This window comes from Gammaproteobacteria bacterium (genome assembly GCA_015709635.1).
GTDB lineage: Bacteria > Pseudomonadota > Gammaproteobacteria > Burkholderiales > Nitrosomonadaceae > Nitrosomonas.
The window spans coordinates 2,328,500-2,341,330 of sequence record CP054180.1 but is presented as its reverse complement, the minus strand read 5'-3'; the positions used below and the strand labels follow the sequence as shown (position 1 = coordinate 2,341,330).

Genomic DNA, 12,831 nt, shown 5'->3' with positions numbered 1-12,831 from the left:
AAGGAGAAAATAATGCCCGATCCCTATTTAGGTGAAATCACGACGTTTGCCGGCAATTTTGCCCCCGTTGGCTGGGCTTTATGCCAGGGTCAGCTGCTTCCAATTGCGCAGAATGAAGCGCTGTTTTCGCTCATCGGAACAACCTACGGCGGCGACGGCGTATCGAATTTCGCTTTGCCGAATCTGGCCGGCCGCATCCCGCTGCACCAGGGTACCGGGCCCGGTCTCAGTCCGCGAGTGATCGGTGAGTTGGGCGGCAGCGAAACAGTCACTTTGACTACCGGGCAATTGGCGGTTCACAACCATATCGCGGTCTGCTCCAATACCACCGCCAACAATAGCGCGAGCCCTGTCAACAATTTCTGGTCGACCGATCCCGGCGGCAATACCGGGGCCTACAGCACGACCAGCGGCACTACCATGGCTGCTACGGCGATCGGCAATACCGGCGGCGGGCAACCGCATAACAATGTGCAACCTTATTTGGTCATCAACTACATCATCGCACTCGAAGGTATCTATCCTTCTAGAAACTAGGATGGTGGCAGCTGAAAAAAGGAGATTCTGGCATGAGTGATCCGTATATTGGAGAAATCCGCTCGTTTGGTTTTAATTTTGCGCCGGTGGGCTGGGCGCAGTGCAATGGACAGTTGCTTCCCATTGCCAGTAATACGGCATTATTTTCGATTCTTGGTACAACCTATGGTGGCGATGGTAAAACAAACTTCGCGCTGCCTAACCTGCAAGGAAATGCTGCCATGGGCGCGGGGCAAGGAAGCGGTCTTTCAAATCGCGTCCTAGGCGAATCCGGTGGCACGGTAACGGAGACGCTAACGATTCAGCAGATTCCGCCGCACACCCATCCGGCGAATGCGCAAGCAGGAAACGGCAACAAGCCGGACCCTGCAGGAAATTTCTGGGCGCAGGATGCGGGTGGCAGCAAGGAATACGGCGATAGCGGATCGGCGCAGATGGCGGCTGGAACAGTTACCGCCACCGGTGGCGGACAGGAGCACGATAATCTGCAACCGTATCTGGTGCTGAATTTCTGCATTGCGTTGCGAGGCGTATTCCCGCCAAGAAGTTGAATGTTTCCATGCAAAAACACGATAAGATGACGAGAGGATGATATGAGCGAGCCATTTTTGGGAGAGATTCGTCCCTTTGGGTTTGGTTTCACACCGAAGGGTTGGGCAAGTTGCGATGGGCAATTGCTGTTAATTGCCCAAAACACGGCGCTGTTTTCGTTATTAGGCACGATGTACGGCGGGGACGGCCGCACCACGTTCGCACTGCCGGATCTTCGCGGCCGCGCGGGGATGCACGTAAACTCAATCCATACCCAGGGAGAACGAGGAGGGCAAGAAGGTGTGGCGCTGCTTACAACCGCTCAGATTCCCCTCCATAGTCATACGGCAAACTGCAGTAATGGAGTCGGAACCCAAACCAACCCGGAGGGAAAATTCTGGGCACAAGATTCCAACAAATATGTCGTGTTCAATAGCGCAGGCGGCGCAACCATGGCTGCCACAGCGATCGGCAACACCGGTCAAAGCCAGCCGCATCCGAATATGCAACCCTACCTGGTGGTAAATTACTGCATTGCGTTGCAGGGTATTTTTCCAAGCCGGAGTTAGTAATCATCCAATACCGCCGGCTTGGCCGACGGTATATGACTTTTCAGCGTTATAGGTAACAACTCAGACCAGCAGGGAAGCCTCGATACTTTGAGAACGGAAATTGCACTCAGAGATCATACCAGTGGAACATGTGTTCCGAGCGATCAAGCGGCAGTTTGAATTCACCCGGGCCCGCCACCGCAGAGACTGATGAAGAATGCTGTTCCGGTAAACATGCTGATGGGCGTGGCCAACCTGTACATGCTGCGCGGGCGATTGTTGACTACTTGAGGGGGAGTCCCGTTCACCATACTCCGGCGGTGGATGATAAAGCACAAACAGGGGAAATTTGGCGGCAAAATACCGCTGAAAAATGAATTAATCGGGAATCCGTGCTCAAAAAAACGGCAGTAGTACCGGGAAATCTGAGAGCATTTAATGGTTCAGCGCTTCCTTAAGAACACTTGGTTTTATTTTATAAGCCTATCGAGTTTTCCTACCTGTGGCGGAGAAATCAAATCTGTTTTGCTGAATGTGATGAGAAGCAGTAAGGTGTATGCACTATAAAAAGTATCAGCAAGAAATGGTGAGGAGGATGCCAGAAACCGGCCGGAAGGCAATTCAAAAATGTCGAAATGGAATTTCGCATATCCCGTCTGATTTTCTGCTTTATAGAGTGACAGCTCAGGCAATGAAATCGGTATCAAAGAAGCCTGGATGGGTGGAATTCCGAAGAAAGTGGTTGCCAATTCGGTGCCGAGCGAATTGACTACGATGTTAATACGGTGGCTTGCATTTTCGTCCTGTACGACATAGCCATGCAGTCCCAACCATCCGGTAACGATTCCTTTTACGATATCTTTATCCGCACTTAATCCCGTGATGTCAAGTTTTATGGCTGAACCGCGCGGGATAGGAAATGGCATATCGCGTTCTTTCGGTAGGCTCCGCAAAACCGCTTCAGTGATTAGCAGTTGTTCGGTTGCAGTTCTGGCTGAATTGGTTATTTTTTGCGTCGTTGAGCATGCCGATAATATGCCCGCCAACACTATGCTTAAGCTCAATGCTTTAATCATTTTCTTTATCATAATCATGACTTTTAGCTCCAAAGTATTATTCGTCGATTCTGTTGTGCCAGCCAGATTCAACATTTAGCACCGCACTGGGAGACAATTATCCGCCAGTTTGGCGGATGGTTCAATGCTGACCCAGCAAACCAAAGCCTATGTAACTATGGGCTGAGCAGCTCGTGTATTGCACATAATCAGCACGCTAGGCTGGACTGCCGAAGAAAGCCCAACTCGTAAACTGCGTTTTCACCTTGTTTGGTTGTTGCTACCTTTCTAAATGCCTTCTATAAGTTATTGTCCGGAAGAGCAGGGATTTTTGATTCCGGATTTGATCCCGTTTCATGTAATAAAAAATGCGTGTTGCAAGTTCGCAGCGAAACCTTACACTGCACAGAGATAATGTATATTCATGAGGTTCGTGGTGACATCAATCGACATAATGGAATTGCACCAACACTTGCCAGAATACCTCAAACAGGTGCAGGCAGGCGAGGAGGTCGTCATTACCGTGCATGGAAAAGCCATCGCCTGGATTGTACCCGATCGTCAGGAAAGTGAAAGTGATGCAGCGCTGAAGCGGTTGGATGCACTGCCCTGCGCGGCACGGTGATCGCTGGCGATATTCTGGCGTGTGCGGTTGAAAATAAACCAAATCTGTTATCTTGGTAAGTCTTTACAATTGAATCACAATCTGTCTAATTTTAGTTAGGTGCTCTATGACCATCTCACGCACGCAGCACTGGAACCCTGAGCAGTATGCCGAGAATGCCCGGTTTGTGTCCGATCTGGGCATGCCCGTTGTCGAGCTGCTGGCGCCACAACCCGGAGAACGTATCCTCGATTTGGGCTGTGGGGATGGTCCATTGACCGCCAAGTTACTGAGTTTTGGCTGTGAAGTGGTTGGCGTCGATTCAAGTCCTGAAATGGTCGCTGCTGCGCGCGCACTTGGGTTGGATGCGCGGGTAATGGACGGACAAACGCTTCAATTCGATAATGAATTTGATGCGGTCTTTTCCAACGCTGCGCTGCATTGGATGAAAGAACCTGAAGCTGTCATCGCGAGTGTCTGGCGCTCACTTAAACCGGGTGGGCGCTTTGTCGGTGAATTCGGCGGGTATGGTAACGTTTCTGCCATTGTCGCGGCCATAGAATCTGCGCTTAATTCACGAGGACTTTCAGTTCCTAGTCCTTGGTTTTTTCCTCGCCCTGAAGAATACCGGCGACTCCTTGAAACTCGCGGTCTTGTGGTGCATAACATTATTCTTATTCCACGCCCAACTCCATTGCCCGGCAATGTTAGCAGTTGGCTTGAGACGTTCGCCCAACCTTACACCGCTGTTCTATCCGCCGCCGAGAGACCGAGTGTTATTGCCGAGATGGTTGAAGCTTTGATGCCCGTGCTCTGTGATGAAAAAGGTAATTGGAAGGCCGATTATGTTCGTCTACGGTTTTCTGCCGCCAAGCCAAATACCGCAACCTAACATTGCGGTCGAGTGGGACTGGCCTACAGCGGGCTTCGCCTGCTTCCAGCCAGCCCCTCACCTTGAACGTTAGAGTTCATGGCTAATCTAGCACGGCAGCACGGTAGGCCGGGCTGCCGAAGAGAGCTCAGCATCAAGCGAGTATGAAATCCCCGGCTTTCTCAACAAGAAATTGCGAACTAAGGGTTACTAAATCTGCAGCCTGACCGTTCCGTTCTTGCACCGCCGCAAAATTTTCGCCGCGTGGCCATTATGATTTTCCTATCCAATCCACTAACTCAGAATAACCCGTCAATGTCGCATCGGCGGTCACAAAACGGGCTGGCATTGCGAGTGCCTGGGCAATCAGCAAGCGATCGAACGGATCCGAGTGAATCATCGGTAGATGCGCAACACCCGCAGCGTGCTCGGAGGAAATAGACAATGCAATGAAGCCGGTCATTGCCGCGCCATCGGCGATTTCTTTTGCCGAGTAGTGGAATTTGATTTTTCCTAATGCCGACTTAATCGCGATCTCCCAAATACTGGCGGCACTGAAATACACTTCAACCGCAGGGGATTCCAACTGTGCTCGCAGCGATTGCGGTAACCGCCCGGGCGTGTCCAGCGCCCACAGCAAGATATGCGTATCGAGCAGCAATCGCATTGCTAGCGATTTTCAGAGGATGGTTCGATGGCCGCATTTTGAAACTGCATCATTACATCCTCGGGCAATGCGGCATCAAAATCTTCCGGCACATTTAGTTTTCCTTTGAAAATGCCCAGGCTTCGAGCGGAAGGCAAGCTATGCAGCGGCACTAATTTAGCAACCGGTTTCCCGGCTTTCGCGATGATAATTTCCTCACCGGCCGCAGCTTTTTCGATAAACCGGGATAGGTGGGTCTTTGCTTCATGGATGTTGATGGTCAGCATATTGGCATTCCGTATGATGTGGACTAACTTGACTAAGTTTAGTTAACTTGAATTTTCAAGTCAATTTTAAATTTCAGTCACTACGGATTGATCTGGTCATCTTTTCGCAGAGGATTTAAACGAGGAACAAACGATGTCGGAACAAAAACGAATAGAACAGCGCGTAGATGAGCGTGAGCTTGTAACCCCCGGCATTTTTCTTAAATCGTCAGTATTCCGCCCGGACAGGATTTCGCCTGTTCCAGGCGCGTCAGCGTCGGTAGCAGGTTGAGGCCGATTTTTTGTTTCAATTCGAGCGCTTGTTCCTTGAGTTCGTGCAGTGCGAGTGCGATTTTCTCTCCGGTTGCGGCCAGGGCGATGACGTTGCCGCTATCGCAGGATGGAAAAGCCAGTACTCGCTCGTCGAACGCCATTTTGATACGCTCCAGATTGGCTTGGTAGCCGCGGCTGCGGCCCAGCAGATTCACCGCCAAAATGCCGTCATTGTTTAATCGCGCGCGGCACATTTGGTAAAACGGCAGCGTGCTCAGTTCACCGGGGTGCGCATCGGCATCGAAACCGTCCACCAGGATCAAGTCGTACGTTTTGCCGTACGCGGCGATATAGTGCGCGCCGTCTGCAATCACGATATTCAGGCGTAGCGGATCGTCCGGCAGTTTGAAAAATTGCCGTGCGGCGGCTACGACGCGTGGTTCGATTTCAACCACGGTTAGCTTCGCCAGCGGATAGTAGTGATAAAGAAATTTAGTCAGCGATGCCGCGCCCAGACCGATCAGCAGTACGTTGCGCGGAAAACGCGCATCGTCGCGCAGCAGCAGACTGGCCATCATTTCCCGGGTGTAATCGAGTTCCAGCTGCCAAGGACGCGCGATGCGCATCGCACCCTGGATCCAGTCGGAACCGAAATGCAGGGTGCGCACCCCGGCTTCTTCGCGGATATCGATGGGAAAACTCATTATACTTTTGGTATCCGATAGCTTTGTTTGTCACCATTGCTTAAGGGAAACGCTGATTAATTGACTATACGAGCGAATCACTTCGTTGCGCGGTACTCGCTCCCTCGCCTATCTTATTGATATGTCTCGGTTGCTGTGTTCCGTGCGCCTCGTGCTTCATCTCGTTCGCCGAATTAATCAGCGTTTCCTTGAGGAAGCTCTGAAAAAGGTAGCGAGTGGCGGTCAGGCAAGGTGAAATCAGGTGAAAAAGCGCAGTTTACAAGATGTAAATGAGCATTTTGAGTCTGATTTCAACACAGCATGACTGAGCGCAGTCGTTTTTCAGCGCTTTCTTAAATCCGGCTGGCAGCGAGCGCTTGTTCCAAATCCGCCAAAATGTCGTCGATATTTTCAATACCGATGCACAAGCGGATCATGTCTTGCGTGACGCCCGCCGCAGCGAGTTCGGGTTCGGTCAATTGCCGGTGGGTTGTCGATGCCGGGTGCGCGGCCAAGGATTTTGCATCGCCGATATTGACCAGCCGCTTGAACAGTTTGAGCGCATCGTAAAATTTCACGCCGGCTTCAAATCCGCCTTTGATGCCGAATGTCATTAAGGCCGATGGGCGGCCTTGCATGTATTTCTGCGCCAGTTGATAGTATTCCGACGACGGCAGTCCCGCATACCTGACCCACGCCACGGCGGGATGCCGCTCAAGGTATTGCGCGACTTTCAGCGCGTTCTCGGTATGCCGCTCCATACGCAGCGACAAGGTTTCGATGCCTTGTAAAAAGAAAAAGGCATTCATCGGCGACATGGCCGAGCCGGTATTGCGCAGTGCGACGGTGCGCACGCGTCCGACATAGGCGGCGGGGCCGAATTCCTGCGTATAAACGACGCCGTGGTAAGCCGGTTCGGGGTTGTTGAGCATCGGAAACCGCTCCGCGTGATCCGGCCAAGGAAAATTGCCGGAGTCGACGATGATGCCGCCGACCGATGTGCCGTGCCCGCCCATGTATTTGGTCAGCGAATGCACCACGATATCCGCGCCGAATTGGAAGGGTTTCATCAATACCGGCGTGGGCACGGTGTTATCGACGATAACCGGAATACCATGTTGATGCGCCATCGCGCAAATGGCTTCCATGTCCGGAATGTTTCCCGCCGGATTGCCCAGCGACTCACAGAATACCGCTGAAGTTTTTTTGTCGATCAGCGGCTCAAGGCTCGCCGGATGGTCGTCTTTGGCGAAACGCACGTCGATTCCCAATTTTGGCAGCATGTGCGCAAACAGCGTATAAGTTCCGCCGTACAGCAGCGGCACGCTAACAATGTTGTTGCCCATTTCGGCGATATTGATCACCGCATAATGAATCGCCGCCTGGCCTGAGCTGAGCGCCAGCGCCGCGACTCCACCTTCGAGCGCCGCCACCCGTTGTTCCAGCACATCGTTGGTCGGGTTCATGATGCGCGTATAAATGTTGCCCGGCACGGCGAGATTGAACAAATCCGCGCCATGCTGCGCATTGTCGAATTCGTAGGCGACGGTCTGGTAAATAGGAACTGCCACCGATTTGGTGGTGGGGTCGGTGTGATAACCGGCGTGGATAGCGATTGTTTCGTCTTTCATTCATTTATCCTTTTAGCAGAACTCAAGAATTATTGAAGTTTAATAGATTGGCGAGATTATGCCATCGTGCCTGCTAGGGAAGCGCTGATTAATTCGGCGAACGAGATGAAGCGATAGGCGCACGGAACGCAGCGACCGAGACATATCAACAAGATAGGCGAGAGAGTGAGTACCGCGCAACGAATCGATTCGCTCGTACAGTCAATTAATCAGCATTTCCCTAGGGAAGCTCTGAAAAACTACTGCGCCCGATCATGCTGTGTTGAAATCAGACTCAAAATGCTCATTTACACCTTGTAAACTGCGCTTTTTCATCTGATTTCGCCTTGCCTGACCGTTACTCGCTACCTTTTTCAGAGCTTCCCTAGAGAGTTGTTATCAGTGGCTTGGGCGTGTGCTCAATCGCCATTTTTCCGTTCGACATGCTCCTGCAAACCGGTTTCGCGGATGGTCTGCCGGTCGTAAATGCGCTGGCCGATCGGCACCTCGTAGCCTTTTTCCTTGATCAGAATCGCGCCGACCGGGCAAATCGTTGCCGCCAGGTCGGTGACTGCCATCGTGCTGTCGGCCAGCTTGCCGCTCGGGGTATTGACGATCAGATGCGCATCCGTGCCGCGCCCGGCGATGGCGAAGACATTTTTTTGATCCACGTCGCGGCTGGCGCGCACGCATAAATCACACAGGATGCAGCGGCTGCGGTCGAGCAGGATGTCGGGGTGCGAAGCGTCGAGTTCGCGGCGTTGATAGAACTGCGCGAAGTGATCGTCCAGCATGCCGAGGTGATACGCCATCGCTTGCAATTTGCAGTTGCCGGTTTTTTCGCACGACGGGCAGATGTGATTGCCTTCGACGAACAGCATTTGCGTGATCGCTGTACGTGCTGCGTTCAATTCCGGCGTGTTGTTGCGGATTTCCTGTCCTGCCGCCGCCGCGGTGATGCAAGCAGCGACGCTGCGATTGCCGATCTCCACCACGCACAGGCGGCAATTGCCGCTCGGCGGCAGGCCGGGGTAGTGGCATAGGTGCGGGATGTAAACGCCGGCCGCCAAGGCCGCATCCATGATGGTTTGCCCCGGCGTGAACGGAATTTCCTCGCCATCGATACGGATCGTGTCAGCGCCGGTGGTCATCGTTCATGATCCAGATGGGCGGCGGCATCGTCGCGATGCGTAACTTGCCGCGCGCTGGCCAGTGCTTGATCGAGATCGAAGCGGGCGGTGAATTGCGGCTGCAAGCGCCGGGAGAAGGTGTGTGGAAATTTCCGCAGACCGTCCAGCACATGGTTTGCAGCCGTGTGTCCCAGGCCGCAATGCGATTGGTGTTGCACGATACGGCCGAGCTGCTGCAATTCACCGATGTCGGTTGCTGTGCCGCGGTCATCGGCGATGTTGTTCAGCGTGTTTTTCAACAATTGCGTGCCAACGCGGCACGGTGTGCAGAAACCACAGCTTTCGTGCGCGAAGAAATGCGCGAAATTGCGGTGGATTGCGAGTAAATCGCGCTGCTGCCCGAATACCAGAAACGATCCGCCGGTGGAAACATCGTCGAAAGCAATGGCGCGCCCGAATTCCGCCGGACTGAGCAATGTTCCGGCGGGGCCGCCGGTTTGTATCGCTTGTACATCCTGCGCACCGCAATCGTCCAGCACTTGCTGGATGGTCACACCAAACGGGTATTCGTAAATGCCGGGTTTTCCGCAATCGCCGCTGATGCTGAGAATTTTGCTGCCCGCCGATGTTGGCGAGCCTGCGGCTTTGAACCAAGCGCTGCCGCGTGCGGCGATGTGTGCGGCGGCGATGAACGTTTCGACGTTATTGACTACGGTGGGTTGTCCTAGATAACCATGCGTGACGGGAAACGGCGGACGGATGCGCGGAATGCCGGGCTTGCCCTCGAGTGATTCGATCAGCGCCGATTCCTCGCCGCAAATATACGCACCGGCACCGATGACGATATCGATGTCGAAATCAAAATCCGCTTGTCCGAGAATATGCTTGCCCAGCAATCCCTGCTCGCGGTGTTGATCCAATCGGGCTTGCAGGTGCGGTAACAGATAGCGGTATTCCCCGCGCAGATAGACAAAACCCTTCTCCGCGCCGATGACAAACGCGCACAGCGCCATGCCTTCGAACAAGGTGCCGGCGTATTCGCGCAACAGCAGGCGATCCTTGAACGTGCCGGGCTCGCCCTCGTCGGCGTTGCAGACGACATAGCGCGCACTGCCTGGCGCTGTGCGGCAGAATTGCCACTTCTTGCCGGTATCGAACCCCGCGCCGCCGCGGCCGCGCAAGCCGGATTGCTGAATGACGGTTAGTGTCTGATCCGAGCCTTGCAGCAATGCTTTCCGCAATGCGCTGCCGGATGTGAGCCGGTTGGTCAGCAGCAAATCGCGGCGCTGCACGGTATCGGATGTTTCAAACCATGCGACAGGCCATTGCTGAATAGGAGTTTCATCTGTCACGAGCTGTACCATTTGCGCGATTTTATCCGCATTCAGGCCGGTGACCGGCACGCCATTGACCAGCAGCGATGCACCCTGATCGCACATACCGATGCACGAGGTTTCGCCGATACTGACCAATCCGTCCCGGCGCGTTTTTCCGGGTGCGACTTGCAATCGCTGGCACAGCATGCGCAGCAGATCCTGCTCACCGGACAGATAGCCGCAACTGGTGCAATTGCTGAACAAAATGTCGAAACGGCCGCGCGGCTGTGTGGAGAAGAACGAATAAAACGCAACCACCGCGGCTATCTGACTGAGCGGTACATCGAATTCACTCGCGGTTTGCTGCATCGCGTGCGGCGGAATATGCCGGAATTGCTGCTGGATTGCATACAACCGATGCAGCAGGTGTTCCAAAGGAATATTTAAAGTTTTACTTTTATAACGATTCGTCATTCTTTATCAATTAGATGATCATTCGTGTGACATATATCACATATATAAAAATTAACAAGGTGTATAAACTTTAGGCTTCTAACTTTAAAGGGGTTTTCACCATGAAGAAAAGTTTCTGTCTTGTGTTGATGGGCGGCGCCGTGGTCATTTTATCGGCTTGTTCGAGTACGGTTTCTGTTAAGAAACCGGAAGCTAAAGAGTCCGATGGACTCATCTACTATATGCCTAAGAAAGATATCGTCATTACCTTCAATGTACGTGAAGAAAGTGATGAACCTAAGGATGGTGCAAATAAAAAAACAGCGGAGAAGCGCAAAATTGTTTCTATCACTAATGTGGATGTGACCCCAGCGTATCCCGATGGATCTGAATATTATGTTCTAAAGCATAAAATCAATCTGCTGGGTGATAATAAAACGGATATTGGCATTAATGAAAAAGGATTGCTATCTTCAACAAAGTCATCAATGACTAGCAAGGTAAATGAATCACTTAAAAATCTGGCATATTCTGTAGGGGCGGGGATAACAGTATTTGCTCTAGATGGTGCATCACAAGCTTCTCAAAAAATATCTTGCCCAGAAGTAGGCAATCATATCTTTAAGATTGAATTTGATAAATTTAAAGATCAAACTGTACCTGAATCTCTTATAGCCTCATTATGTGATTATGACGTAAAAATTTGGGCTGCACTTCCACTTGACAAGAGGCCCATAGCAACTTCAAGAGGAGAAAAAAATGGAGAAGCTGCCCCACCTGATATTAGTGCATTGTGGGGGCCAAATTCATGGCCTGAACCTGAAGGCTTGGAACAGTCAGGAATTTTTTATCGTCAATTGATTCCCTACAATGTCATGATTACCAAGAGCGGGGAAAATAATCAACAAATGGCGACTACAAATGCTTCTGGTGGTAGTAACAATCGGGCTACTGAGGATGAAAAGAAGAATAAAAAAGAGGATACTAGTGCTGTCAAAACTGATGGGTCGAAAGATTCTGTACTCGAGCCAACCCGCAGATTGGAAACGCTCGTATTCTTGCCATCGGCTAATACGCATTTCCTGCCCATAGCCAAATCATTCTTTGCCGACAATGCTGCCGATTTTGCGTTCGTTGATGGCATGCCGACGAAGTACGGGCAAGATACCAAGAGCGAATTTGCGGCACTCTTTAAATTACCCGGGGATATTATCGGCGGTTTCTTTGGCGGTGTTGGCGCTATATTTTCAAATTTCAAAACCATCAACACTGATCAAAGTGCAGCATTAGCAGCAGCTCAGCAGGTTGAGTTTCTTAAATTTAAACAGGAGTTATGCTTAGCCGCCGTGAGGGCTAACGACGCTGCATCAGTTTCTCTGTATTGTAAGCAACAATAATTAAAGCGCCGGACTTGGTAGTTCATATCTGCTAGTCCGGCAGCCTTGCTGATTGTTTTACATTTAATGCCCATTGTCTTTTTGTATTTCTTAATTCCAAAGCGGTAAATTCGGGTGATTTTAAGCCAGCAGCGCGGCGACAATGCCAGTAATAAAAATACCGTCGAACGTGCCGGCGCCGCCGATCGAGGCGTATGGTGTGCCGAGGCGGGAAATGTCTTTCATGTGCAGGAGGTCGGCGCCGATCAGCACCCCCAGCGTACCGCTGATGTACGCCAGCGGCGCGCTTTGTTCCGGGCTGATGACTAGCCCGACCAGTGCCGCGCTGATGGGTGCGATCAGTATCGGCATGCCGATGCCGAGTCCCTGAATCGGGCGGCTGAAGTAATAGCTGATCGCGCTGATGATGGCGATTCCCAGCAGTGTAGGAAGCAAACCCAACGCACTATGGGAAAACAGATAGAGCGACAGTGCTGCCGGTATCAGGCAGCCGCCGAGGTTGACCGATATCTGTGTTTCGTTATGAAACGGTTGCTCCGGCATCCGAAGCAGCCCCCAGTAGACCGGCTGTGTGAATTCGCGCGTTGGTGTGTCACTTTTAATCCGCGCCACCGGCAAGTTGACGACACTGCCGAATAAGGAAAGGAAGAGCACCGTCATACCCATTTCCGGCGGCAAACCCAGTTTTGCAAACGCAAACGACAGCAACTCCGTCTGAAGCAGCATCATCATGATGCCAAGCAGAAAAATGAAAAATAATAAATGCGGCGGAGAGAAATAATTTTTCATCGCGGTAGAATAAAAAAGATAGTGCCGGGTGGCACTATTGTATTCAAGATTTTTCCATTGTAGCGAGAAACGGGCTTGCAGTATCCGGATTCTGAGTGAAGGTGGCACCTGCAATTTCT

13 protein-coding genes and 1 pseudogene are annotated in these 12,831 nt (G+C 51.9%); 6 read left to right on the top strand and 8 right to left on the bottom strand.

The features are described 5' to 3' along the window. Positions 1–12 precede the first annotated feature (12 nt). From HRU78_11175 to HRU78_11165, 3 genes are read left to right on the top strand one after another with little or no spacing between them, the layout of a single operon-like run. A complete protein-coding gene (locus HRU78_11175) occupies positions 13–537 on the top strand; it encodes a phage tail protein (GenBank protein ID QOJ24131.1) in 525 nt (174 codons plus the stop codon). A 32-nt stretch (positions 538–569) separates the two neighbouring features. Beyond that, positions 570–1,088: a phage tail protein gene (locus HRU78_11170; GenBank protein ID QOJ24130.1), complete on the top strand. Its 519-nt coding sequence runs from the start codon at positions 570–572 to the stop codon at positions 1,086–1,088. A 42-nt stretch (positions 1,089–1,130) separates the two neighbouring features. Beyond that, entirely contained in the window at positions 1,131–1,637 is a 507-nt protein-coding gene (locus HRU78_11165) for a phage tail protein (protein ID QOJ24129.1), read from the top strand. 452 nt (positions 1,638–2,089) lie between these two features. On the opposite strand, the gene HRU78_11160 is transcribed toward HRU78_11165, so the two are convergent. Next, positions 2,090–2,707, bottom strand: a complete 618-nt coding sequence (locus tag HRU78_11160) for a hypothetical protein (GenBank protein ID QOJ25028.1) — start codon at positions 2,705–2,707, stop codon at positions 2,090–2,092. Positions 2,708–3,110: 403 nt separating this feature from the next. Here HRU78_11160 and HRU78_11155 point away from each other — a divergent pair. Both HRU78_11155 and HRU78_11150 read left to right on the top strand, forming a co-directional pair. Further along, positions 3,111–3,358 (top strand): annotated as a pseudogene (locus HRU78_11155) (type II toxin-antitoxin system prevent-host-death family antitoxin). A 47-nt stretch (positions 3,359–3,405) separates the two neighbouring features. Further along, a complete protein-coding gene (locus HRU78_11150; GenBank protein ID QOJ24128.1) occupies positions 3,406–4,170 on the top strand; it encodes a methyltransferase domain-containing protein in 765 nt (254 codons plus the stop codon). A 250-nt stretch (positions 4,171–4,420) separates the two neighbouring features. Here the strand turns inward: HRU78_11150 and HRU78_11145 are convergent, their stop codons facing one another. From HRU78_11145 to HRU78_11120, 6 genes are all read right to left on the bottom strand, one after another. Continuing rightward, positions 4,421–4,816: a type II toxin-antitoxin system VapC family toxin gene (locus HRU78_11145; protein QOJ24127.1), complete on the bottom strand. Its 396-nt coding sequence runs from the start codon at positions 4,814–4,816 to the stop codon at positions 4,421–4,423. Between the two features lie 2 nt (positions 4,817–4,818). After that, complete coding sequence (locus HRU78_11140; protein ID QOJ24126.1) at positions 4,819–5,082, bottom strand: type II toxin-antitoxin system Phd/YefM family antitoxin; 264 nt, start codon at positions 5,080–5,082, stop codon at positions 4,819–4,821. A 200-nt stretch (positions 5,083–5,282) separates the two neighbouring features. Beyond that, a complete protein-coding gene (locus tag HRU78_11135; protein ID QOJ24125.1) occupies positions 5,283–6,038 on the bottom strand; it encodes a fused MFS/spermidine synthase in 756 nt (251 codons plus the stop codon). A 332-nt stretch (positions 6,039–6,370) separates the two neighbouring features. Next, positions 6,371–7,648 (bottom strand): O-acetylhomoserine aminocarboxypropyltransferase/cysteine synthase, encoded by a 1,278-nt coding sequence (locus tag HRU78_11130; GenBank protein QOJ24124.1) that lies wholly within the window; start codon positions 7,646–7,648, stop codon positions 6,371–6,373. A 398-nt stretch (positions 7,649–8,046) separates the two neighbouring features. Beyond that, positions 8,047–8,778 carry a (2Fe-2S)-binding protein gene (locus HRU78_11125; protein QOJ24123.1) on the bottom strand — a complete coding sequence of 244 codons (732 nt, stop codon included), beginning with the start codon at positions 8,776–8,778 and terminating at the stop codon, positions 8,047–8,049. After that, positions 8,775–10,547: an NAD(P)H-dependent oxidoreductase subunit E gene (locus HRU78_11120; protein QOJ24122.1), complete on the bottom strand. Its 1,773-nt coding sequence runs from the start codon at positions 10,545–10,547 to the stop codon at positions 8,775–8,777. The genes HRU78_11125 and HRU78_11120 overlap by 4 nt, the downstream gene beginning before the upstream one ends. A 101-nt stretch (positions 10,548–10,648) precedes the next feature. On the opposite strand from HRU78_11120, the gene HRU78_11115 reads away from it, so the two are divergent. Then, on the top strand, positions 10,649–11,923 hold the full coding sequence (locus HRU78_11115; protein QOJ24121.1) for a hypothetical protein: 1,275 nt from the start codon (positions 10,649–10,651) through the stop codon (positions 11,921–11,923). A 120-nt stretch (positions 11,924–12,043) separates the two neighbouring features. Here HRU78_11115 and HRU78_11110 read toward each other — a convergent pair whose 3' ends face one another. Continuing rightward, complete coding sequence (locus HRU78_11110; GenBank protein QOJ24120.1) at positions 12,044–12,712, bottom strand: DUF1614 domain-containing protein; 669 nt, start codon at positions 12,710–12,712, stop codon at positions 12,044–12,046. Positions 12,713–12,831: the final 119 nt, after the last annotated feature.